The 24,266-nt window shown below is 39.6% G+C and carries 19 protein-coding genes; all 19 read right to left on the bottom strand.

The window, feature by feature from the left end; all coding sequences use genetic code 11:
• Positions 1-47: 47 nt before the first annotated feature.
• The 19 genes from V9G42_05400 to mraZ all read right to left on the bottom strand — a co-directional run bounded on the left by V9G42_05400 (position 48) and on the right by mraZ (position 24,225).
• The gene (locus V9G42_05400) at positions 48-4,403 is read right to left on the bottom strand and encodes a T9SS type A sorting domain-containing protein (GenBank protein MEI2758856.1); all 4,356 of its coding nucleotides are present in this window, start codon (positions 4,401-4,403) and stop codon (positions 48-50) included.
• An 87-nt stretch (positions 4,404-4,490) separates the two neighbouring features.
• Entirely contained in the window at positions 4,491-4,868 is a 378-nt protein-coding gene (locus tag V9G42_05395; protein MEI2758855.1) for a hypothetical protein, read from the bottom strand.
• Between the two features lie 379 nt (positions 4,869-5,247).
• A complete protein-coding gene (locus tag V9G42_05390; GenBank protein MEI2758854.1) occupies positions 5,248-5,514 on the bottom strand; it encodes a hypothetical protein in 267 nt (88 codons plus the stop codon).
• Positions 5,515-5,824: 310 nt separating this feature from the next.
• On the bottom strand, positions 5,825-6,259 hold the full coding sequence (locus tag V9G42_05385; GenBank protein MEI2758853.1) for a hypothetical protein: 435 nt from the start codon (positions 6,257-6,259) through the stop codon (positions 5,825-5,827).
• A 101-nt stretch (positions 6,260-6,360) separates the two neighbouring features.
• Positions 6,361-8,061: a PspC domain-containing protein gene (locus tag V9G42_05380; protein MEI2758852.1), complete on the bottom strand. Its 1,701-nt coding sequence runs from the start codon at positions 8,059-8,061 to the stop codon at positions 6,361-6,363.
• Positions 8,058-8,369: a PadR family transcriptional regulator gene (locus tag V9G42_05375; protein MEI2758851.1), complete on the bottom strand. Its 312-nt coding sequence runs from the start codon at positions 8,367-8,369 to the stop codon at positions 8,058-8,060. The genes V9G42_05380 and V9G42_05375 overlap by 4 nt, the downstream gene beginning before the upstream one ends.
• Positions 8,370-8,777: 408 nt before the next feature.
• Entirely contained in the window at positions 8,778-10,361 is a 1,584-nt protein-coding gene (gene ftsZ / locus V9G42_05370; protein MEI2758850.1) for a cell division protein FtsZ, read from the bottom strand.
• 55 nt (positions 10,362-10,416) lie between these two features.
• The gene (ftsA, locus tag V9G42_05365; protein ID MEI2758849.1) at positions 10,417-11,712 is read right to left on the bottom strand and encodes a cell division protein FtsA; all 1,296 of its coding nucleotides are present in this window, start codon (positions 11,710-11,712) and stop codon (positions 10,417-10,419) included.
• 12 nt (positions 11,713-11,724) lie between these two features.
• Entirely contained in the window at positions 11,725-12,570 is an 846-nt protein-coding gene (locus V9G42_05360; GenBank protein MEI2758848.1) for a hypothetical protein, read from the bottom strand.
• Positions 12,567-13,982: a UDP-N-acetylmuramate--L-alanine ligase gene (gene murC, locus V9G42_05355; GenBank protein ID MEI2758847.1), complete on the bottom strand. Its 1,416-nt coding sequence runs from the start codon at positions 13,980-13,982 to the stop codon at positions 12,567-12,569. Before murC ends, V9G42_05360 begins: the two co-directional genes overlap by 4 nt.
• Positions 13,979-15,127, bottom strand: coding sequence for an undecaprenyldiphospho-muramoylpentapeptide beta-N-acetylglucosaminyltransferase (gene murG, locus V9G42_05350; protein ID MEI2758846.1), 1,149 nt, complete (start codon positions 15,125-15,127; stop codon positions 13,979-13,981). Before murG ends, murC begins: the two co-directional genes overlap by 4 nt.
• Positions 15,114-16,271: an FtsW/RodA/SpoVE family cell cycle protein gene (locus V9G42_05345; protein ID MEI2758845.1), complete on the bottom strand. Its 1,158-nt coding sequence runs from the start codon at positions 16,269-16,271 to the stop codon at positions 15,114-15,116. The genes murG and V9G42_05345 overlap by 14 nt, the downstream gene beginning before the upstream one ends.
• 18 nt (positions 16,272-16,289) lie before the next feature.
• Positions 16,290-17,633 (bottom strand): UDP-N-acetylmuramoyl-L-alanine--D-glutamate ligase, encoded by a 1,344-nt coding sequence (gene murD, locus V9G42_05340; protein MEI2758844.1) that lies wholly within the window; start codon positions 17,631-17,633, stop codon positions 16,290-16,292.
• 4 nt (positions 17,634-17,637) lie between these two features.
• The gene (mraY, locus tag V9G42_05335; protein MEI2758843.1) at positions 17,638-18,894 is read right to left on the bottom strand and encodes a phospho-N-acetylmuramoyl-pentapeptide-transferase; all 1,257 of its coding nucleotides are present in this window, start codon (positions 18,892-18,894) and stop codon (positions 17,638-17,640) included.
• The gene (locus V9G42_05330) at positions 18,894-20,357 is read right to left on the bottom strand and encodes a UDP-N-acetylmuramoyl-L-alanyl-D-glutamate--2,6-diaminopimelate ligase (GenBank protein MEI2758842.1); all 1,464 of its coding nucleotides are present in this window, start codon (positions 20,355-20,357) and stop codon (positions 18,894-18,896) included. Before V9G42_05330 ends, mraY begins: the two co-directional genes overlap by 1 nt.
• Positions 20,357-22,456 carry a penicillin-binding transpeptidase domain-containing protein gene (locus V9G42_05325; protein MEI2758841.1) on the bottom strand — a complete coding sequence of 700 codons (2,100 nt, stop codon included), beginning with the start codon at positions 22,454-22,456 and terminating at the stop codon, positions 20,357-20,359. The genes V9G42_05330 and V9G42_05325 overlap by 1 nt, the downstream gene beginning before the upstream one ends.
• Positions 22,457-22,462: 6 nt before the next feature.
• Positions 22,463-22,852: an FtsL-like putative cell division protein gene (locus tag V9G42_05320; protein MEI2758840.1), complete on the bottom strand. Its 390-nt coding sequence runs from the start codon at positions 22,850-22,852 to the stop codon at positions 22,463-22,465.
• A gap of 1 nt (position 22,853) precedes the next feature.
• Positions 22,854-23,768, bottom strand: a complete 915-nt coding sequence (rsmH, locus tag V9G42_05315; protein MEI2758839.1) for a 16S rRNA (cytosine(1402)-N(4))-methyltransferase RsmH — start codon at positions 23,766-23,768, stop codon at positions 22,854-22,856.
• A complete protein-coding gene (gene mraZ / locus V9G42_05310; protein ID MEI2758838.1) occupies positions 23,758-24,225 on the bottom strand; it encodes a division/cell wall cluster transcriptional repressor MraZ in 468 nt (155 codons plus the stop codon). The genes rsmH and mraZ overlap by 11 nt, the downstream gene beginning before the upstream one ends.
• Between the last annotated feature and the right edge of the window lie 41 nt (positions 24,226-24,266).

Raw genomic sequence — 24,266 nt, 5'->3', positions numbered from 1 at the left:
CACTGCTTTTAAACAGAGTTGTAAAGTACAACTCTATCAAACAAAATTTACTCCACTACCACTCTCACCTGATTGTTATCACCATTGGTTTGCACATTCAGCATGTACGCGCCTTTGGCTACCTTGCTCAAGTCAAGTTGCAGTGTGTTTTGACCACTTACGTTGGTATGTGACTGTGTCATTACTACACGGCCACTCAGGTCAAGCACTGTTACCTGTGCATTGCCTTTGTCTGCTGTGTATTCTACATTCAACACACCTGCTGTTGGGTTTGGATATACATTCAGTTTGTTAGCTGTTGCCAACTGACCTTCTTTACATCCGATGGTTGCAACATAAGACTTAGAACCTGTTCCGCAACTGTTGCTGGCACTAACTATCACAGTTCCGTTACCGGTACCCCAATCCAATGTTAATGAATTGGTGTTACCGCCACCTGCAGTGTATGTTGCTACCGGAGCCGATGGGTATGTCCATGATAAAGTATATGAACCTGCAGTATTGCTAACATCAGCTGTAAATTCTACACCTTGAGTATTTGCACACCAGCTTGCAGGCATTGCTGTCAATGCAACCGGTGAGTTTGGCTGTCCTTTTATGCTGATGCAACGTGCTGCACTTGTGCCACAACCTGTGCTGGCCGATACGCATACCTGTCCGGTGGTGAATGAGCCATAAGTAATGCTCACTGCATTGGTACCATTACCGCTAATACTACCGGGTGCTGTCCAGTTATAGGTGGTGCCCGGTTTAAATGGTGTGCTGTAGCTGATTGTCTGTCCGCACAAACCGTTGGTAGCTCCTGTTATGCTTGCAGGCACTGAGGGTACTCCCGGTGCTACGGTACGACACTTATTGGCAGAAGTAACGCCACAAACACTGGTCACGTTTACACAAATGTTGCCTAAGTTATTGTATCCTGGAGCAAAGGTTACTTGTATAGAATTGGTTCCTAGACCACCTGTGATACTGCTGTTGGCAGGCACTGTCCATGCATAGCTGGCTGCTCCTGACGATGCAGGTACACTGAATGTCAACACATCATTTGGACATGCTGACAATGGTCCGCTAATGGTATTCAATGGTGATGCTGATGTTCCTATTACCAGACATTTTGCAGGTGAGGTATAGCATGGTGTTTGTGAACGTACACAAAGTGTACCTCCTGTCCAGGCTGGACCGAAGTTAACAGTTACATTCGTTCCTGTACCACTCACTGAAGCATCACCTGTAATTGTCCAGAGGTAAGCTGTAGCTCCATCCACAGCGCCTGTGCTGTAGTTGCCACTGCTGCTGGCACAAGTTGTAGTGGCACCACTCACTGAAGCTGGTGTACTCACAATTCCACGTACCCACTCACTTTTGCGTGCAGAACTACCGCAGCCATTACCTGCCTGAACACCTATACGATAACCCGATCCGTTAGGATTGCCGAAAACAATATTTACAGAAGGCATTGAAGTAACATAAGGTGAAGGCTGGCCGTCAAAGGTTGTTCCTGTAGGGCCATCCCATGTATATTGCGTTGCATTGGCCACTGCAGGGATGCTAACAGTAGCTGCTGTACTGTTACATGCATAATTTGGCAATCCTGTGATTGGCATTACTACCGACTGAGGAGGTATGCCATTAGAGACTGTAATGGTAATAAAAACACACATGGTGTTGCCGCAAACGCCTTCTGCACGTACAAGGTAGTTTGTTGTTGCTGCAGGAGAAACTGTTATGCTACTACCTGAACCAACAGGAGTACCTCCACAAGAACCACTGTACCATTGCCAGTCGGCACCGGTGCCTAATGTACCTCCACCAACTGTTAGTGTCACATTACCACCTGCGCAAATTGCATCAAATGGTGCATTGCTGGTAGCTGAGCCGGGGTCTGTTGAGGGAACGTTGATTACTACGTTGGCTGTTGCCTGCGAAGTACATCCCTGCGCTGATGTTACTGTTACGGTATAAGGCCCTGATGCAGTGAAAGTGTTGGCAGCTGTTGTAGGTGTTAAACCACCACTCCACAAATAGGTAGCACCGCCTGTGGCTGTTAGGTTAACTGCACTGCATCCGGTTTGTGAACCGCTGATGCCTGCTGTAACGGTATTAACCTGTGTAACCAATATACCCCAGTTGTTGTTGGTAGTAGTACCATAACCATCCAATTGAAAATAATAGGTTTGACCGGCATTTAAACATACAGGCTGTATGTAAGAGTTGTACGGAAAACTGGATGAATCATCATTGGCAGCTATCAGCGTAAAGCCTGCAAAAGGAGAACAGGCAGAAGCATTCCATAAAGCAAACTGACAATCCCAAAGAACGCGCGATGGGTCGAGGCGGAAAGAATATTGTCCGCTGGCAGGAGGTGTGAAGGTAAACCAAACAGAGTTGCTTATGGTTTGACCTGTTGCCCAGCCTGTCTGTGTTGTGAAACCTGTGCCCGGAGGAACTACCTCACCTACTTCGGTAGTAGCACCCACGTTGGTGTAGGGACCGTTAACACCTACATTAAGGGTATTGGCAGAGCATACGTTATCGCCTGCAACGGTAATTACTGTAGTAATGCAATTGCTGGGAGCGCTGCAGCCGGCATTGGTCATCATACAACGGATGTAGTAGGTACCTCCACCATTGCTATTTAAAAGCACATTGTCACTAGTTGCGCTAGGAATGTCGCTGAAGCCTGTGCTGCAATTGGTTGATGATGCCTGCCACTGAAAAGTGGTACCTAACGGATAGCCTGTAACAGTAAATGTTCCGTTCTGATAGGTTAACAAGGTAGCCGGACCTGTGGCAGTGCCTGTAGGGCCTGGATTTACAACCAATGTTGTTTCTGATGAAAGCGCACTTAATCCACTAATAGAACAAGAAACTTCACAAACAATATATTCTGTGCCTGATGCTGATGGTGTATAAACATAAGATTCTGTTGTGGCACCGGATATGTCTGTATAAGGCCCACCGGGAGTGGTAGAAGTTTTCCATTGGTAACCTAAGCCGACCAAGCCTGTGCTGTGACCGGTTAAAGAAAGCGTAGTTGGATTGTTTTGGCAAACAGGATTAGCAGAAGCAGATGAGGTGCCACCTGAAGGTGTGCCGCTACAATTTGCTAAGCCGCTGATGGTAACATCATCAACTACATTGGCACGTCCCCAATTATTATGCCCTTCAAAAGCTATTTGGTAGGTTGATGTAAGACCGGGTAATGAAAGTGTAACCTGAGTCCATGCAGCAACACTAGTAGTATAGGTAGCTAAAGAAACCCATGGATCGGAACTACTAATTCTATAGTAAACAGTCATGGTATTTTGATCTCCAGCCCAAGTCTCCTGCGCATACCAAAAGCTTAAATCTGCTCCGGAAAATGACGATAAATCTAATACTGGAGATACAAGCTTTGTAATAGGGTTATCAGTACCACTTTGACTTACAAACCTTGCATTTCTAGTGCCACCATGTGCTGTAGTAACTGTACCACCACTTGAGCCGGTTGCATAAGTCCAGTTAGCTGCACCTGCAACCTGAATATTTGACCAGCAACTTAAAGAAGGGCTGGTAGCTTCAAAATCTTCATTAAAAGGAAAAGAGTTAATAGCATTACATGGTGTGGTAAATGCACTAGAAGTTGTCCAAGTACTAAAACCACTACCTCCACAATCGCTTCGTACATGCAAGTAGTAGGTAGTATTCGCTGTTAAACCACTAACACTGGTAGATGTTCCGGCAAAAGCTGTTCCAGAACCCGGAGGTGTAGCACTAGTAGTAACTGCATATTCATAACCGTTTGATGGTACAGGACTAGGTGCTGTCCAATTGATATTTGCTGTAGTTGCTGTAGTTGCTGTACCGATTGGACTGAGTGGACTGCTACATGCAGGAGGCGCTCCCTGACTTACAACAACATCATCAAAGTTTATATAATAATCACCGGCTGTCCGAAAGCAATCCCACTTTATCCATAGATTTGTACTTGCAGGTGGGTTAAATGTATGTGATTTTGAAATACAACTACCATTCTGTGTCTCTTGGTTAATGGTAGTAAATGTTGTCCAAGGACCGGTAGCACTTGATGTGCTATATTGTACATTGAAATAACCCCATGGGTTTGTTCCAACAGTATTTGCACTATAATTAGCCGCTTTATATTTATATGTGACAGTAACAGTGCCACCATTATTGCCAGCCATTGAAGGCGTAACCATATTGCCTGTGGTTGCACTTGAATATAAGTTTCTTCTCATAGAAGCAGTTCCACATGCTGTAGTAGATGTTGTACGAGTTATATTGCCCGTCCATCCTGTTGAATTGGCATTAAAATCGTTTGAGTAACTTACTTGTGCCGGTGTTTCTGATATAAACAACAGCGCCATTGCCGTCAGACAGATAAAAAATCTTGTCAGCGACATTCGATTTTTTGTTTGATTTTTAGTTATCATAAGTATTTAATTAAGTGATTAATAGTTTTTTTTTAATTTAATGAGATAGTTTTGGTTTTATGTGAGCCACTGTGGTGGCTCAATGTAGCTGCCTTTGTAAAAAACATTGAGCAAGGCATGTGCACGCGCAGAGGCCATTGTTTTGTATTGAGACTTATTGGCTTTTTCTGCCGTAAGCGTTTCTGCAATGGTTTGCTGCTGTACCATTTCAATAAAAGATACATTATTCAGGCGCAGTTGCACTTCGCTGTGTAAAGCAAAACGGTTGGGGCGTTTCTTATTGATAAATGAGGGTGAAAAAGAAAAGCCCATGCGGCTAACCAAAAATAAAATTGCCAAAAGCAAAGGCAGGTTATTGCAAAGCCTATAAACTACGCCAATGGAATACTTCCTGCGGTTATAATTGGGATTGCTTAATGTAGCATGATGATTCATGCAATTCGGTTTTGGTTATTCTGTTGCGTTTACTTTTCTGAATAAGTACCAAGGCTTATTTCGTTTCCAAATATAAGATGAATATTCAATTAAGCAACACGCTTCATTATTTTAGGCTGGTTGTAAATATTAAACCATTGATAATCTATGGGTTAATTTTCAAAAAAATATTTTGGCATGGGTAACAAAACGCACATTTTCTTCTATTTAAGCAGTTGCACCGGCTATTCATGCAGTTGTTTTAAAACACTTTGTTTATTCAATGAAAATAAGCGATTAACTATTTGAAAAAGCCAAAAAGAGCACTTTACACATAAATATCTAAAAAAATGCCCGGCAAACTTTCGTTTGCCGGGCAATGTACTTTCAAAATCAATTTTTACTTTTTACTCTCTTCTTTTTTCTCAGTCTTTTTTGCATGGCTTTTATGAGCAGCCGGTTTTTTGGCTTCATGCTTTGTTGCAGTAGCTTCTTTTTTCTCCATCTTCTCTTCTTTTACCTCTTTTTTCTGAGCAGCAGTTTCATGTGTTGTGGCAGGTGCAACCTGATGTGTTGTTGTAGCTGCAGGTTTTGCATTTGTTTGCGCATTGGCAAAGGCAGTGCCTCCAATTATAAGGGCAGCTGCGGCAATCATTACTTTTTTCATTTTATTATTTGTTTTGAAATGATGGGTCAAATGTTCAATTGCCAACATGATGATGCTATGAAAATTTATACATCTTCATTTTAATGATAAATGGACACTCCGCAAAGCTTATAATCTTGTTACCTCATCTGCTTTTTTGTCTGCTCCTTACGTACTTATTAAACTGTTTAAATACTCATCGAACTATGGAAAAAGATGTAAAGAATATTTTAATCAGGTATTAGTGACTTAAAACAACAAGAGGCCTGCTAATAAGAAGCAGACCCCTGATTGTACAAACACAAATAATCAGTTACTCAAACTAATTTTTTTAATTAAACCCTGCTACAACAATTTTATAATCGAAGTTGGGCAGGCGTTTCCAAACCATTACAAAGTTTTTGTTTACGGTATTATTTTCTGTTTGCATTGTAAGTGTTCCTGTTTCATAAATAAATTTGCCGTTACCATTCATTTCGTCAACACTAATTTCCATTTTTTTTCTGGCTGTAATTTTATTCCAGAATTCAGACAATGCCTTTCGGCCTGTCACTTTATTTCCGTCTATATAAATTGTGGCATCGTCATCAAAGTATTCACTCACTTTTAGTAAATCTGTATGATGAAATGACGCTGCCATATCATCATTAAGTTGCAGCAACTGCTGTTGTGCCTGATCGCTTGTTTCTCTTTTCTGAACCACCTGTGCGCGCATTGTCGCAGTAAGTGCAAGGCATAGCCCTGCCAATAACATAATTCGCTTCATAATATTTGATTTAAAATTTAATTGATATTGATTGATAAAGGGATTAACCTTTATGAGTAGGACGATTACTAACCGGAATTGTTACAGTGTAATAGTGTATTTTATTTATCAGTTGACTTGATATGCACACCGTCTTTTCCGATGTTGATATTAACATCTTTATCACCGCTTTTTGCATCCTTGCCTTTTATGCGAACACCATTGTTATCTATACTGATGTCCACATTTTCAGGATTATGAATATCTGTACTGTCACCTTTCTGAAACTCAAAATCTGTACATACCAATCCGTTTTCTGTCATTTTCCAGTTATGTCCGCCCATGTCGCCATCCCAGGTGTCGGTTACATTAGGAATATCATGAATAATTTCCTCCATACTTTCATCCAGAAAGATGCTGCTTCCGACAGGAACTTTTAGAATGAGGTTCACCTGCTGTGCGCGGTACTTGGTTCCTTTACCTATCGGAAAACGGTCGCTAAACATGAGTAAAGAATCTTTTTGCTCGAAGTTGTAAATGATAGCACGTGCACTTTCAACAGCAAGATTCTCTGTTGCGCCATTGGCAGCATATACTCTTATCAATTCAAACTTATCTGAGGGCGATTTTTGAACCGTAAACGATACATCATCAGAATTAAACTCAAAGTTACTTCCGGTGGTGATGCTAAAATTACTGCCTCTGCGATGAAAAATTTTACTGTTATCTTCTTCATCATATTTAGGATCGTCCATCAGCTTTAGATACATTGTTGATGAAGCAGGTGTTATCAATTCAACGGTATTGCGCACCTTACCAACGAAAGCAAAATCGCGTGCAATATTTAATCCGATGAAAAATGCAATGACTATTCCAAGCATAAACAACATACCTGCTGTTACATTTAAAAAACGGCTGTTATATTTGATTCTGAAAATCCATTTAATGAGTAGGGTCATTAACCAGATGGCAGGAACACCGATGAGCAGCAACACGGATAAAGATACCCACCACTGTTGCGAGCTTGACAGAAACTGATCAGAAATATAAATTGGAATAGTGAGTCCGCTAACGCCTAACATTGCCAAAATAAACAAGCCTATTCCAATCAAAATCATAAGTCCTGCAAAAGCTAATATGGCCATGATGGCATATACCACAAACTTGAAAACTCCTTTAATCAAATCGCCAAGTGTATCAAATACACCTGAAACTGCTGAAGGTTGTTTTACAGAAGACGGTGCTTCTGTTTCGCGTCTGATGCTTGAAATATTTACCGGGTCGCCACGCATTTCGAGCTTTTGAGTTGGTGTAATGGCTTTAGGCATTACAATGGCGAGAATGATATATACTAAAATTCCGCTCCCTGCAAAAAAGAAAATAATGATAAAGAGCAAACGCATCCAAACTGCGTCAATGCCCAAACGGTGACCAATGCCGGAGCAGACACCTGCAATTACTTTATCATCAGTATCGCGATACAACCTGCGTCTGAAAAAATGATCGGACTGATTGTTCTGTTCAGTACTTGCTGATGCATTGTTTGCTGATGCTTCTTCTGTTGCACCAAAATCTTCAGGACGTCCCATAATTCCGATTGCCTGATTCACATCATCAGCAGTAATCACCTGCCTTGCCGTGCCTAGGTTTTGTTGGAATATTTCAGCTATACGGCTTTCTATGTCCTGAATAATTTCATCGCGCCCATCGCTGATGATAAAATGGTTGCGAATTGCCTGCAGATAACTGCCAAGCATGTCATAGGCGTTTTCTTCTATATGGAAAACTATGCCCCCGATGTTTACTGTTACTGTCTTGTTCATTCTTCAGTTGAGTTTTGATAGGTCTGGCTAACTGCGTCAACCAGTTCATCCCATGTTTTTTTTAATTCTTTTAAATGTTCCTTTCCCAAAGGTGTTAGTTTATAATATTTGCGGGGAGGTCCTGCATTGCTTTCAATCCAGGTATAAGATAACAGGCCTGAATTTTTTAATCGTGTAAGCAATGGATATAGTGTTCCCTCCACCACAATGAGTCTGGCTTCTTTCATTTTTTCGATAATATCGCTGGGATAAACTTCTCCTTTTGATATGATGGATAAAATACAGAACTCCAAAACTCCTTTGCGCATTTGCGACTGTGTGTTTTCGAGATTACCCACGTTCTTTAGTTTTTTTATTGTTTGACTTCACTCTTTTAGTAAATGATTATGCAAAGATATATATGTTAAATAGTACCATGCAACACATAGTACTAAAATATTTTATATCATATTGATTATCTGCATAATAATTTTTGTTGTGGGGTATAAAAATTGGGCTTAAAGTAAGAAAGGGGCTATTTAGAAATGCGGCAATCAGCTCATAATTTGTGAGCATTGGCGTAAAAAGCGCACGTTGTAGTACTTAAAAAACTCACATTGAGATGAGCGGTTAAAAGTGCTTTGGGTGTTATGTTCGAAGCGTGTATTAAAATATTTTTCAAAAAAAAGCCGGAACAGGAAAATCCTGTTCCGGCTTAAAAAAGTTGTAATCAAACACTAATCAGGTCTGTCGTGCAAGAATTTATTGCCTTTGCTAAGGCCAGGTGTTTTATCCTGATCATTATTGAGTGAATAGCGTGAATAGTTTGTATCGCCTGAAGAAAGAACATTCTGCAATTTTACGTTCTTACGTAAATAAGCAGGTTCTTTTTCAATTTCATTGAGTACCTGTGGATTTGTTATTCTGTGATTCATGCTTTTCATAGCATCAATTCTTTCGCGAGTGCGCTTGTAGATATCGCTGTCAGGTGCTTGGTTTTCCTGTGATGGTACTTCGCGAACCGACATCTCCGATTGCTCAGGCAATTCGTTAACAGATGAATCATCAGTTAAAGTTGCTTCGGGTTCTTTAACCTCTTCATTCGAAGAAATTACATTCGGAAATCCGGTGAACTCAAATTCAAGAGAATTGTTTTCTGCAACAATCTCCTCCGGTGTATTGTCTTTTTCAAAAAACTCTGTTGATGTAACGGGAATCTCCTGCTCTAATGTTATAAGAACAGGTTCATTAATCACAGGCTCTTCCACTACAGTAGTTTCATTCGCTTCTGTACTAACAGCTGATGGTGTTTCGCTAAAAAAATTTAAAATAACTTTCTCCGGTTGTTTTATTTTTTCTTCCTTATTTTTTTCCTTAGCTGCATTAAAGCCTGTGGCAATAATGGTAACAGAAATTTTATCGCCTAATGAATCATCGGCACCAACTCCCATAATTATCTCTGCTGTCTGTCCGGCTTTTTGCTGAATATAATCTGTTATGTCGCCCATTTCATCCATGGTAATTTCTTCTTTACCGCTAGTGATGTTCAGGAGAATATGACGTGCGCCTTCAATATTGTTATCGTTGAGTAATGGTGAGTCGAGTGCCAGCTCTGCAGCACGAATGGCTCTACCTTCGCCAGAAGATTGCGCAGCACCCATAATGGCAACGCCACTGTCGCGCATTACAGTCTGCACATCGGCAAAGTCAACGTTTATATGTAGGGTAACACTGATAACCTCTGCAATACTCTTTGCAGCGGTAGCCAACACATTATCTGCATAACCAAAGGCAGTATTTAATTTTAAATTGCCATGAATTTCGCGCAATTTATCATTGCATATAATCAACAATGTATCAACACTGTTTTTCAGTTCTTCAATACCGGCATCGGCCTGTTGCTTTCTTTTTCGGCCTTCGAATGCGAAAGGTACAGTAACAATTCCAACGGTGAGAATACCCATTTCGCGGGCAACGCCTGCAATGATTGGAGCAGCACCTGTTCCGGTTCCACCACCCATACCTGCGGTAATAAAAACCATCTTGGTATTATCACTCAGAATTGCTTTTAGCTCATCTATATTTTCTATTGCCGACTGTTTGCCTACTTCGGGAATAGATCCGGCACCACGACCTTCTGTGAGACTTGGTCCTAGTTGTATTTTGCGTGGCACAGGGCTCATCTCCAAAGCTTGTGCATCGGTGTTACAAACTACAAAATCAACACCTCTGATGCCGAGTTTGTACATGTGATTAACTGCATTGCTTCCACCCCCACCTACTCCTATCACCTTGATAATGGAAGGTAGTTCTTTAGGCATAAATTCAAAGTTCATCATGTTAATTTATTTTTGTTGGTTTAAAGAAATATGTTTTTTAAATTATTTTATCGTCAGAATCGTCAGTAAATATTTTTTTTGTTGAGCCAAGGATTGATGAAAACCAGGAGCCTTTATGATGCACATGGCTCTCAGCAGCACCTGTTGTTTTTCCGGAAGCTTTGCGTTTATCCAAGTCCTGAAAACCCTTAATCACTAATCCTACACCGGTTGCATAAATCGGACTTTTGGTTTCTTCTGCACTCTTTGCCAGATGTTCGTTTGGATAGCCCAATCGGGTATCCATGCCGGTAATATATTCAATCAATTGTGTGATGTGGCGCAACTGTGCACCACCACCGGTAACTACAATGCCTGCAATAAGTTTTTTCTCAAAACCCGAAGTTTTGATTTCATAATAAACCTGCTCTATAATTTCTTCAACACGAGCCTGTATGATGCTTGCAAGATTTCTTACAGAAATCTCTTTGGGCTCACGACCACGTAATCCCGGTATTGAAACAATTTCATTATCTTTCATCTGACTTGCAAGTGCAGAGCCGAATTTTATTTTCAATAATTCTGCCTGATTACGGATAATGTGGCAACCTTCTTTTATATCTTCTGTTATAACATTACCACCAAATGGAATTACTGCAGTGTGGCGAATAATATTGTCCTGAAATATTGCAACATCAGTGGTACCACCACCAATATCTACCAACACAATGCCTGCTTCTTTTTCTTCTTCGGTTAACACTGCTTCTGCACTGGCCAAAGGTTCAAGAATTAAATCAGCAGGTGTGAGTCCCGCTTTAATGACACACTTATGAATATTGTTTGCTGCTGTTACAAGTCCTGTAATGATATGACAATTGGCTTCAAGTCTGATACCTGACATACCAATTGGATCTTTAATACCTTGCTCATTGTCAACAATAAATTCTTGTGGAATAACGTGTATAATTTCTTCGCCAGGAGGCATGGCCAATTTATACATATCATCAATCAGCGCATCAATATCACGCTGGCTGATTTCATCATCGGTGCTGCCACGTGTTATCATGCCTCTGTGCTGAAGGCTTTTGATATGCTGACCTGCAATACCAACATGTACAGATTTTATATTGCCGCCACACTTATGTTCGGCTTCGGCAACAGCTTGCTTAATGCTGCCAACAGTCTTTTCGATATTGGCAACAACACCTCTTGTAACGCCAACAGATTCTGCCCTGCCTGTACCTACAATTTCAATTTTTCCAAATTCGTTTCTGCGACCTACAATGGCTGCAATTTTTGTAGTGCCTATATCAAGACCTACTATTACTTCATTACCTGTTACCTGCTCTGCCACTTATTGTTAGTTTTATGATAGTTTAACATTTTTCTTTTTACACACTACCTGACCATTAAATTTTAAATTGATGGACTCATACTGATCCCAGCCTGTTGCCGGAAATCCCTGACGGTATAAATTGAGAAGAAGGTTCAGCTTCTCATCAAGATTTGATATGTTGCCAAGTAAAATATAATTGTTCCCCAGTCGAGGAATCAATTCAATTTCTCCGTTCTCATCAACATAAATCTGTTCAAACATAGCGTCCCATGACGAATCACGTTTTAACTTTTCAGCCAATAAAAAAACCTGACTCAGCATGGGGAGTTTTCCTACAGAATCATCAGGCAATGGCAAAGAATTTATGTCCAAACCAAGCCTCTGTTGCACCAAGCCTTCAGCAATCTGACCGCTTGCAACCATCACAGGATCGGAATATTTTTCAGATAATGGCATAAATTTTCCTTGATTGTCTATATAAAAATTTTCTCCTTTTGAATTGATTATCCGTACTATCGGTGTTCGCTGTTGCACGTCAATATGTACCCATCCATCAATGGTTGAATATACCTCAGCTTTTAAAACGTGAGGATTTGCATCTATGATTTTTTCCAACATAAAAGTGTTAATATCAGCCACTTTATTTCCTATGATTTTTTTACCCTTGGAGCGCACAATTTCCATGATATCGCTGCGGTCAATAAACCCTTTTACATTTTCATCTTCGATGTTTACAACAACACCTTTACAAACGAGTTCATGGTTTCGTTTAGTTGCAAAACTCATTAATGTCAGCACAGTGGCAGCAACCAAAACATAGCCTGTAATTGTTAAAACTGAACGCAGTTTGTTGCTAATCTTAAAATTGATTTTCATTGTTTATGGTTTTTAAACTCGTGTACTGAATATTTTCTTTCGAGCAACTGCTGAATGGGTGTTACTAAGGTGTCAATATCACCTGCCCCTAAGGTAATGAGCACTTCGGGTTCATGTTTATTGATATAATCCAAAACATCGGCCTTGTTCAATAAAATTTTATTGGCATGATTAATCTTATTCATCAGCCACGAAGCAGTGATACCTTCCAGCGGTAGCTCACGGGCAGGATAAATATCAAGAAGAATTATTTCATCGAGCAAAGCCAGGCTTGTGGCAAACTCCTCTGCAAAATCACGAGTGCGTGAAAACAAATGAGGCTGAAAGATGCCAGTAATTTTTTTCCCTTCAAACAATTCACGAACCGACATGATGGCTGCACGTAATTCCTGAGGATGATGGGCATAGTCATCAATAAAAGTACAATGAGTGTCAGAGAATCTGATATCGAATCTGCGTTTTACACCCTTATAACCCTGCAGTGCCGCACGAATAGCATCTTCTTTAACACCAACATGCATTGCAAGTGCAATTGCTGCAACGGCATTTTCAACATTATGACGACCGGGAAGACCCAGAGAAATATCTTCAATAACTCCATCTTGTGAATGAAAGTTAAACCAATAACGATGATTGCGGATTGAAATCTTATCGGCATAGAAGTCGGATTGTGTACCGGCAGCATAGAACTTCGTTAATGCCTTAACCGGTTGCATTCTCAATCCTTTTCGCAAAGCAAGCAACCCTTTCTCCTCAACCTGTGATGCAAATTGCTGATAGGTTCTTATCAGCTCTTCGCCACTTCCATAAATATCCAGATGGTCGGCATCCATACTTGTAATGGCAGCAGCAAAAGGAAACAAGGTAAGAAAGGAGCGATCAAACTCATCTGCTTCTACCACATTAATAACATCATGTTCACTTGTTGGAAGAATAATGTTGCTGTTATAATTTCTTGCTATTCCTCCCAGAAAAGCAGCAACATTAAAGTCAGCTGTTTTCAGAATATGAGCTAAAATACTTGACGTGGTGGTTTTACCGTGTGTGCCTGCCACTGCAAGTGTTTTATGCATTGATGTAATTACCCCTAAAACCTGAGAGCGTTTTACAACAGCAAACTCCTGCTGACGGAAAAAATTAAGTTCTGAATGGTCTTTTGGTATTGCAGGTGTGTAAACAACGAGAATATTGCTTCGTTTGTTTACATCTTTAAATGCTTCAGGAATTGCCTGCACATCATCACTAAAATGCACCTCAATGTTTTCGGCTACTAACTCAGCCGTTAAAACTGTTTGTGTTCTGTCATAGCCTGCAACATTCTTTCCTACAGCTTTAAAATAACGCGCAAGCGCACTCATTCCAATGCCGCCAATTCCGACAAAATAAACATGTGTTATGTTATCGAATTTCATGTTCCGGCAGTTACATGTTTAAGGTTTTGCACAGCATGTTGAGAAGCCATAGCAATAACTTCATCTGCAATTTTTTGTGCAGCATGAGGCAAAGCCATTGCTGCTGTATTGACTGAAAGTTGTTTTAAACGATCCGTATCATTAATAATTTTTAAAGCAGTATCCACTAAATGCTGCAGTGCATCGGCATCTTTCACCAAAACTGCTGCATCTTTTTTTACCATGGCTTCAATATTCTTTGTCTGATGGTCCTCTGCTGCTGTTGGTAAGGGAACCATAACAGAAGGTTTACCTGTCAGGGTGAGTTCAGAAACTGTACTTGCGCCTGCACGCGACACAACTAAATTTGCAGCAGCATAGGCAAAATCCATTCTTGCAATAAAGTCAAAAACACGTGCTTTTTCAAAGCCTGCTTTTGTCACAGCCTGTTGCGCTTCTTCATAAAACAGTTTGCCTGTTTGCCATATCAGTTGAACGCCTGCAGCTTTTAGTTTTTCAAGTCCGGCAAGTACACTTCTATTAATAGATCGTGCTCCCTGACTGCCACCGACAATGAGTAAAGTTTTTTGAGAAGGATCAAAATTAAAAAACGACATTGCCTCATCAAACTTTCCTTCCAGCATGAGCACATTTTCTCTTACAGGATTTCCAGTGAGAATAATTTTTGATGCCGGAAAATATTTATCCATACCTTCATAGGCAACACAAATTTTTTGAACACGTTTGGCAAGGATTTTATTAGTGATTCCGGGATATGAATTCTGCTCCTGAATGAGACATGGAATTTTTTTTAATGATGCTGCATAAAGCAAAGGTCCGCTGGCATAACCACCGACACCCACAGCAGCATTTGGTTTAAATTCCTTTATAATATGCATTGCCTTACTGATGCTCGACAACACCTTAAACGGGAATGACAGATTATCTATTGTCAGCTCTCGTTTTATTCCGCTTATCCAAAGTCCTTCAATTTTATAACCGGCAGCAGGAACTTTTTCCATTTCCATGCGGCCTTTAGCACCAACAAAAAGTATTTCAGCCTGAGGTCTTGCACTTTTAATTGCATTGGCAATAGCAAGTGCAGGAAAAATATGTCCTCCTGTACCTCCTCCACTGATGATAACTTTTATATCAGGCTGCTGCATGTGCTACTCCTGTCTTTAAATCTTCCTGTTCAACATTCCGGCTGACACTAAGAATAATACCAACGGCAATACTGGTAAACCAAATTGAAGTTCCACCCATACTCAACATCGGCAATGGCTGACCCGTTACCGGAAAAAGATTTACCGCAACAGCCATATTTATCATAGCCTGAAAAACCAGACTGAATGCACATCCTATGGCAAGTAATGTTGCAAAAGCAAAGGGGCTCTTTCGCACAATGACGACTGCACGATAAAACAGCAACAGATAAAGCACCACTATTGCCATACCACCCACAAAGCCATACTCTTCAATAATGATTGCAAAAATAAAATCGGAATAAGGGTGTGGAAGAAAGTTTCTTTGTGTACTCTGCCCGGGACCTTTACCAAAAACACCACCCGATGCAATTGCAATTTTTGCCTGTTGCGTCTGATAATTTCCCTGATCATTTCCATTGCTGAAATTTTCAATACGTTTTTTCCAGGTTCCAATTCTTCCTTCATATCCGGAAAATGAAGCAATCAGTAAAAACAAACCCAATCCTACACAACCAATGCCTATCAAAGAAAGTATATACTTGAAATTTATACGACCGAAAAACATCAGCACAAGACAGGTAGTAAACAATACTGCCGCAGTTGAAAAGTTAGCCGGAAGAATTAATCCGCAGATAATACACACAGGTAAAATAACAGGAAGAAAAGCAGACTTAAAATCTTTGATGTTATCCTGATTTTTAGAAAGCGATCGCGCAACATACAATAACAAAGCAATCTTTGCTAAGTCTGATGTCTGAAACGAAAGATTGATTACAGGAAGTGTCAGCCAACGTGATGCTTCATTAAGATTAGTACCTGTTAGCAGTGTAAGTAACAAAAGCGGGATGGCAAGAAAAATAGCTATTCGTGAAATTTTTGCATAGAAAGTATATTTTACAAGATGTGTAAAATACATGATACCAAAACCCAGAAAGACTATAATACCATGTTTAAATAAATAATACTCCGTATTGCCTTCCTGATACTTATATGCCAAAGTTCCTGTAGAACTATAAACAGCCATCAGCGACATTAAGGAAAGTAGTATTACAACAATCCAAATGATGCGGTCACCTTTAAAATATGTTTCTATCCAATTCATTTTTGTTTGAATTAAATTTTAAAGTGCTTTTACAGCAGCTTTAAACTGACGGCCACGGTCTTCGTAATTTTTAAACAAATCGAAACTTGCACAGCATGGCGACAACAAAACCACATCACCCTTTTTACCTTTTTGATAAGCAACACTTACGGCTTCACTTGCAGACAAGGTATCGGTAATATCGCTTACAATACCTCCGAAGGCTTCATGTATTTTTTTATTGTCTTTACCAAGACAAACGATAGCTTTCACTTTCTCTTTTACAAGATCGTTGAGCATTTCATATTCATTACCTTTATCAACACCACCCAGAATCCAAACAACAGGTTTCTGCATACTCTCCAACGCAAACCATGCACTGTTTACATTGGTTGCTTTTGAATCGTTGATAAAATCAATACCGTGTACGGTATTTACGAACTCCATCCGATGTTCGGCATTGCGAAAATCGGCAAAACTTTCGCGAATAGATTCTTTGCGAATGTCGAGTATGCGTGCTGCAACACCGGCAGCCATACTGTTATAGAGGTTGTGTTTGCCCTGTAAGGCTAGTTCGAAAATTGACATAGTAAATAGATTATTGTGTATGTTCAGATATAAGTTATTGTCATTTACATAAGCACTCATGCCCTCATCCTGCTTGATTGAAAAAGGATAGCATGTTGCTAAAGGATTTCTTTTCAGAACTTCTGTTTTTACAACAGCATCATCAAAGCAATAGATAAATGCATCTTCAGCCGTTTGATTTTGTATGATCCTGAATTTTGAGTCAATATAATTTTGTATTGAATACTCATAGCGGTCAAGATGATCGGGAGTAATGTTGAGCAACACAGCAATATCCGCTTTGAAAGTGTACATATCATCAAGCTGAAAGCTGCTTAGCTCCAACACATAATGATCAAAAGTTTCTTCTGCCACCTGCCAGGCAAAACTCTTTCCAATATTTCCGGCTAGACCTACACTTACTCCAGCGTTTTCAAGGATATGATGAGTAAGCAAAGTTGTAGTTGACTTGCCATTGGTACCTGTGATTGCAATCATTTTGGCATTGGTGAATCTTGAAGCAAATTCAATTTCTGAAACGATATTGATGTTTGCACTCTTGATTTTCTTAATCACTTCTGCCTTATCGGGAATACCCGGGCTTTTAATTATCTCATCTGCATTAAGAATCAGGTTGTCGGTGTGGCGACCTTCTTCAAACTGAATATTTCTCTCTGTAAGATGTGTTTTATACTTATCGGAAATACGTGAAAGGTCAGACACAAAAACATCATAGCCCTGCTTCTGTGCAAGAATGGCTGCGCCCACGCCACTTTCTGCAGCACCCAGTATAGCTATGCGTTTGTTTTTTGACATTTACCTATCGAAGTTTTAATGTTACCAGACTTATTACAGCCAGCATAATTCCAACAATCCAAAAACGGGTTACAATTTTTGACTCATGATAACCAAGTTTCTGGTAGTGGTGATGCAACGGTGACATTTTAAAAATGCGTCTGCCCTCACCAAATTTTTTCTTTGTATATTTAAAATAACTTACCTGCATCATTACAGAAAGATTTTCGATGAGAAAAATTCCGCAGATTACAGGAATCATCAATTCTTTTCTGATGGCAATAGCAAATACTGCGATAATGCCACCCAAGGCAAGGCTTCCGGTGTCGCCCATAAACACCTGTGCCGGATAGGCATTGAACCATAAAAATCCAACACATGCACCAACGAATGCCGACATAAAAATCAGCAACTCGCCTGTATTAGGAATATACATTATGTTGAGGTAATTAGCGAAAACGGTATTACCTGATACGTAAGCAAAAACCGCTAATACTAAACCAATAATACCTGAACTTCCTGCGGCAAGTCCGTCAATACCATCTGTAATGTTTGCGCCATTAGAAACTGCAGTAACAATAATAATTACCACAGGAATAAAAATAAGCCATGCTAAATTTTTATAGCCATCACCCAGCCACCCCAACAATGATGCATAGTCAAACTCATTGTTCTTGAAAAAAGGTATTGTGGTTTTTGTTGATTTAATATTTGTGGTTGAAAACAAGACACCTTCCTGACTTTGAAGATCATCAACCAACGTATTGTCATGATGCCAGGTAACTGCAGAACGTGTAGCTTTTTCGCGAACAACTACATGGTCATTAAAATACAAAACACTGCCAACGATGAGACCAAGTCCAATCTGTCCGAGAACTTTAAATTTTCCGGCAAGACCTTTTTTATCTTTCTTAAATACTTTAATATAGTCGTCAAGGAAACCTATTGCGCCCAGCCATACTGTCGAAATCAACATCAGAATGATGTAAACATTATGCAGCTTTGCTAATAAAAATGTTGGAATAAGTATCGCTGAAAGAATAATCAAACCGCCCATTGTTGGTGTGCCTTGTTTTTGCACTTGTCCGTCAAGGCCGAGATCACGAATGGTTTCTCCAACTTGCTTTCTATGCAGATAAGTAATTATCGTTCTTCCGAGAATAAAAGAAAACAATAGTGAAAACATGATTGCCAATGCTGCTCTGAAGGAGATGTACTTAAACACTCCCATTCCGGGCAAATCTGTATGTTGGTCTAAATATTCAAAGAGATAGTATAGCATCAGGCGTGTAGGTTATTAAAGTTTTCCTGCAATATTTTTTTATCGTCAAAAGGGTGTTTTACTCCTTTAACTTCCTGATAGGTTTCATGGCCTTTACCTGCAATGAGGATAATATCTCCTGAAGCAGCCAGATTACACGCTACACGGATGGCTTCGTTGCGATCGGTTATTGCCATCACTTTAGCTGATAAATGCGCAGGTACTCCGCCACGCATCTGTTCAATGATTTTTTGTGGATCTTCGTTTCGTGGATTATCAGAAGTAAGAATCACTTTATCACTCATTTCACAAGCAATGTGAGCCATAACAGGGCGTTTGGTTGTATCACGATTTCCGCCACAACCTACTACTGTAATTACTTTCTCATTTCTTGTTCTGATTTCGTTGATGGTAGAAAGCACATTATTCAATGCATCGGGTGTATGTGCATAATCAACGATACCTGTAATACCCGAAACGGATACAATATAATCAAATCTGCCACTGACAGATTCAAGCATACTTAATGCCGTGAGTACACGTTGTTTGTCTAAGCCCAATGAAACTGCTGTTGCATAAATTGCCAAAAGATTATAGGCATTGAATGAGCCAATAAGTTTACACAACACTTCTGTGTTATCAATCTGAAGTAGCAGTCCGTGAAAATTATTTTCAATTATTCTGCATCTGAAATCAGCAACACCATGCAGACCATAAGTTTTCCTGACAGCATGTGTATTTTGTACCATTACTGATCCGTTTTTATCATCGGCATTGGTTAATGCGAATGCACTCTCGGGGAGGTTATCAAAAAATTTCTTTTTTGCTTTCAGATACTCATCAAATGTTTTATGATAATCAAGGTGATCATGCGTAATATTTGTAAATACACCACCGGCAAACTCCAATGCTCCGATTCTGTTTTGCACCACAGCATGTGAGCTTACTTCCATAAAGCAATACTCACACTCTTCGAGTACCATCATGCTTAACAGTTGATTAAGTTTTATGGGATCGGGAGTTGTATGCGTTGAAGGAATAACCGTATCGTTAACTCTGTTTTCAACCGTAGAAATTAATCCGCAACGTATATTTAACTGACGGAACAATTTATAGAGTAGGGTTGCTGTAGTTGTTTTACCATTGGTTCCGGTAATGCCAACTAACTTAAGAGAAGAAGAAGGATGATGATAAAAGTTTGCACATACTTCGGAAAGTGCCAAATACGTATTTTTTACTTTTATATAATTGATACCGGCCTGAATGAGGTCGGGCATTACTTCGCACAAAATTGAAGTTGCACCTTTTTCTATTGCATCCAGAATAAAAGTATGCCCATCAACATTGGTACCGCGAAGTGCAACATACATTTCTCCGGGTTTAACTTCGCGCGAGTTAATGCTTATTCCATAAACAGCCACATTGGTATTACCAATAACCTCCTCCGTTCCCGCTTTATATAAAACTTCTTTTAGTAACTGCATCAACTTAACTCTATTGTTATTACCTGACCTTTATAGATTCTTGTACCTGCATGCAACGATTGTTTTACCACAGCACCTTTGCCAACTACCTTAACCTGCAAACCATTTGATTCCAGCATATATATTGCATCGCGCAAACCCATTCCTGAAACGTCCGGAACTGTATTGTCTTTTATGGCAACAGGCTTCAATGCTGCAACAGTTTCTCTGTTAAGTACTGATGACCATTTTGACGCTACTCCTACAGTTTTTACATCAACACCAACATTGTTGCATGCAGCAATAGTTGCTTTCGTCAGTCCTGCTTTTACTTTAGGTAATTCTGCCATTTGCACATCAAGTCCTTTGTGCATATCAAGATTGGTTGCATAAACTTTATCTGCAATATCTTTAAATACAGGCAATGCCACTTCACCGCCATAATAACCTGCCGTTGAAGGATTATACACCACTACAATACATGAATATGCAGGTTTGTCAGCAGGAAAATAACCACAGAACGAAGCCTGATATCTTATCCTTCCATTTTTATAACCCTCTTTATTACTTGCCATTTGAGCTGTACCTGTTTTACCGGCAACGGCATATACGCAGTCTTTCAACTTACGTCCTGTACCGTTTTGTACTACACCTTCAAGGAGTTCTCTTGCTTTAGCTACCGTGGTCTTGGAGCAAATAGAATCGGCAATAACCTGTGTTTTGTATTCTTTAACGGTATGTCCGCGATAACGCGTCTCTTTTACAAAGAGAGGCTTTACCATTCTACCATTGTTGGCAACAGCATTGTAGAATGTAAGTGTGTGTAATGGTGTTACCATTGTTTCATAGCCAATAGACATGTAAGGCAACGAAATTTTACTCCATCCCTTATTCGTAGTTGATTTGATAAGCGGTGTAGCCTCTCCAGCAATCTGAATATTAAGTTTATCTCCAAAATGCATTTTATGTACACGGTCAATAAATGCCTGTTGATTTTTTCGATAATACTTCTGTATCAGTTTAGAGACACCCACATTTGATGATTCTTCAAATGCATGTTTTGCAGTTATCTTATTTAATCCTTCATGCGAGTCACGCATTATTAAACCCGGTGCATAACTGGTTCTTCCATTGGTAGCATCTACTGTATCGTCAAGGTCAATATAGCCATCTTCTATTCCGGCCATCATGCTCACCAATTTAAAAGTGGAGCCGGGTTCTGTGGCATAGCCAATAGCATAATTAAAATCTTCACGATAGTAACCGGAGTCAGCCTTTTTCAGATTTACGATTGCTTTAATCTCACCGGTGGCAACTTCCATGAGTATGGCACATCCGGCATCAGCATTGTTTTTCACCAACTGATTGTAAAGAGATTGTTGTGCAACATCCTGAATATTCAGATCAATTGAAGTATAAATATCACAGCCATCTTTTGCTTCAACTTCATCCTCAGCATTGAGTGGCTTCCATACGTTACCGGATATTTTTTGCATCAGGCGTTTACCACTTTCTCCTCTAAGACTTTGGTCGAAAGCTCCTTCAAGCCCAACAGGTTGAACATTTCCAATCTTAAAACCAATGGTTCTGGAAGCTAGTTCCTTGAATGGTTTCTGACGCATATTTTTTTGTTCAACAATGAGTCCGCCTTTATAACGACCTCTGCTAAAAATCGGAAATGTTTTTACTTTTTTCAATTCTGCATAACTCACATTGCGTTTAATAAGCAAATAGCGCTCACCATCGCGTCTTCCTTCACGAAGGAGACGTTTGTACTGATCTTTTGATTTATCCTGAAACAATGCTGCAAGATTCAAAGCAAGAGAATCAATACCCGCATTAAATATTTTATCAGTAATACTTTCCGCCTTCATATCCATACGCAAATCATACAAAGGCACTGATGTGGCTAACAAACTTCCATCAGCACTAAAAATATTTCCTCTTGATGGTTCAATGGTTTTATATGCCAGGGTTAAACTATCGGAGCGTTGTTTCCAATAATCTCCTTCGACATATTGCAACTGAAAAACACGACCCAAAATAGCCATGGCAAAAAGAAAAATCAAGGCATAAACAAAATATACTCTAAGTAAAATATCTTTCTTTATATCCATCATAAGCTCTTATTCTTTGGATGTTTTAAGTACAATTTTCTTAGGCGGAACCGTGAGTTGTTTTATACCCATAGGGAGCACTTCTTTAGCCACTTGTGATTGACGGCTTTTAAACATCAACTCCGACTTTACAGAAATATATTCTGACCGTAGCTCTTTAATATCACGTGAAGTGCGGTCAATTTCGCGAATTGTTTTCTCTGCAACATAACTGTTAGCAATATAAACCAATGCCAGCCCCATTAAGAAAAATGCAAATGGCAGCATACGCAGAAGCATGTTTTTATCAATCAACCCAATAACATTAATCATAGAAAGGAACTTACGGGCAGTTTTTATTTTGCTACCTCCCCGGTTTTCTTTTTCCTTTTTTTCCTCTGAATTTCTTATTGTATTCATACTACTTTATCCTTTCGGCTACTCTTAATCTTGCGCTTCTTGAGCGTGGGTTATTTGCTTTTTCTATTTCATTAGCTTCAATTGGTTTTTTATTTATTGCCGAAAATGTTTTTGAAGTAATGTTGCCAAACACATCTTGTTTTACCACACCTTGTACATTTCCTGAAGCAATAAAATTTTTAACCAATCTGTCTTCTAGAGAATGATAACTCATCACACATAACCGCCCATCTGCCTTTATCAATCCGGGCAATTGTTGTAGCAGCATTTCCAGCTCTTTCAGTTCCTGATTAACTTCAATTCGTAATGCCTGAAACAATCTTGCATAAAAACCATTCTCATCATTCTTAGGCACCAGGTGTGAAACACATTTTTTAAGATCAGCAGTTGTTGCTATGGTGGCATGCTGACGGGCGTTAACTATTTCGCGTGCAACAGTAGCTGCATTACGCACTTCACCATAGAGAGAAAATATTTGTTGCAGTTCTTTGGCAGAATAAGTATTAAGTACTGTTGCAGCTGTTATATGCTGACGAACGTCCATGCGCATATCAAGCTTACTATCGAAACGAAAAGCAAAACCACGCTGCGGCTCATCAAACTGATGCGATGACACACCAAGGTCGGCAAGCACACCATCTACTGCTGTTATGCCTATACCATTGAGTTCGGTAGTTATATTTGAAAAACTGCTGTGAATCACAATCAGATTATTATTGTTGGTTTTACTATTTTTTATTGCATCAGCATCCCTATCGAATGCAATCACTTTTCCTGTTGTTAATAAAGAGGCTATTGCCTTTGAATGCCCCCCGCCCCCGTATGTAACATCAACATAAATTCCATCTGCTTTAATCTTCAACCCATCAATACATTCAGGCAACAAAACCGGAATGTGATATGCCTTACTGTCCATTTTCAGGCAATTTGCCGCCAAGCCGCTCTTCCATCAACCGCTCTAAATTGTCGCTGTTATCTTTAATATATTTATGATAAGCACGCTTATCCCAAATTTCAATTCTGTCATTTGCCCCACTCAGCACAATGTCTTTTTTAATTCCTGCATAAGTCAGGTGATCTTTTACAATCAAAAACCTTCCGTTGCTATCCAACTCAACACTCCGCACACCATAATAGAACAGCGTAATCAATTCCTGATTGGCTTTCAAAAAAGTATTCAGTTTACCTACATGCTGTGAAATTTCATTCCATGTCTGAAGCGGAAAAAACTCCAGTGATTTTCTGAAAACATTCTGCTTGATGATAAAACCTTCTTCTAAAACTTTCTCCAATGTTTTTCTGTATGGAGAAGGCAACATGACACGACCTTTCGCATCAACAGTGCTTTCGTAAACTCCAAACAGATTTATCATTTTTAAATGGTGTGCTAAAAAATTCTTGTGCGAATGTAAAA

It is taken from the genome of Bacteroidia bacterium (assembly GCA_037045145.1).
In the GTDB taxonomy this organism is placed as follows: Bacteria; Bacteroidota; Bacteroidia; order AKYH767-A; family OLB10; genus OLB10.
Note: the sequence above shows the minus strand (reverse complement) of the source record. Positions and strands in the feature narration are given on the sequence as shown.

Bases quoted from the DNA above. Each gene is read 5' to 3' on its own strand.
- V9G42_05400 (MEI2758856.1), bottom strand. From the start codon at position 4,403: ATGTCGCTGACAAGATTTTTTATCTGTCTGACGGCAATGGCGCTGTTG.
- V9G42_05395 (MEI2758855.1), bottom strand. From the start codon at position 4,868: ATGAATCATCATGCTACATTAAGCAATCCCAATTATAACCGCAGGAAG.
- V9G42_05390 (MEI2758854.1), bottom strand. From the start codon at position 5,514: ATGAAAAAAGTAATGATTGCCGCAGCTGCCCTTATAATTGGAGGCACT.
- V9G42_05385 (MEI2758853.1), bottom strand. From the start codon at position 6,259: ATGAAGCGAATTATGTTATTGGCAGGGCTATGCCTTGCACTTACTGCG.
- V9G42_05380 (MEI2758852.1), bottom strand. From the start codon at position 8,061: ATGAACAAGACAGTAACAGTAAACATCGGGGGCATAGTTTTCCATATA.
- V9G42_05375 (MEI2758851.1), bottom strand. From the start codon at position 8,369: ATGCGCAAAGGAGTTTTGGAGTTCTGTATTTTATCCATCATATCAAAA.
- ftsZ (MEI2758850.1), bottom strand. From the start codon at position 10,361: ATGCCTAAAGAACTACCTTCCATTATCAAGGTGATAGGAGTAGGTGGG.
- V9G42_05360 (MEI2758848.1), bottom strand. From the start codon at position 12,570: ATGAAAATCAATTTTAAGATTAGCAACAAACTGCGTTCAGTTTTAACA.
- murC (MEI2758847.1), bottom strand. From the start codon at position 13,982: ATGAAATTCGATAACATAACACATGTTTATTTTGTCGGAATTGGCGGC.
- murG (MEI2758846.1), bottom strand. From the start codon at position 15,127: ATGCAGCAGCCTGATATAAAAGTTATCATCAGTGGAGGAGGTACAGGA.
- V9G42_05345 (MEI2758845.1), bottom strand. From the start codon at position 16,271: ATGAATTGGATAGAAACATATTTTAAAGGTGACCGCATCATTTGGATT.
- murD (MEI2758844.1), bottom strand. From the start codon at position 17,633: ATGTCAAAAAACAAACGCATAGCTATACTGGGTGCTGCAGAAAGTGGC.
- mraY (MEI2758843.1), bottom strand. From the start codon at position 18,894: ATGCTATACTATCTCTTTGAATATTTAGACCAACATACAGATTTGCCC.
- V9G42_05330 (MEI2758842.1), bottom strand. From the start codon at position 20,357: ATGCAGTTACTAAAAGAAGTTTTATATAAAGCGGGAACGGAGGAGGTT.
- V9G42_05325 (MEI2758841.1), bottom strand. From the start codon at position 22,456: ATGATGGATATAAAGAAAGATATTTTACTTAGAGTATATTTTGTTTAT.
- V9G42_05320 (MEI2758840.1), bottom strand. From the start codon at position 22,852: ATGAATACAATAAGAAATTCAGAGGAAAAAAAGGAAAAAGAAAACCGG.
- rsmH (MEI2758839.1), bottom strand. From the start codon at position 23,768: ATGGACAGTAAGGCATATCACATTCCGGTTTTGTTGCCTGAATGTATT.
- mraZ (MEI2758838.1), bottom strand. From the start codon at position 24,225: ATGATAAATCTGTTTGGAGTTTACGAAAGCACTGTTGATGCGAAAGGT.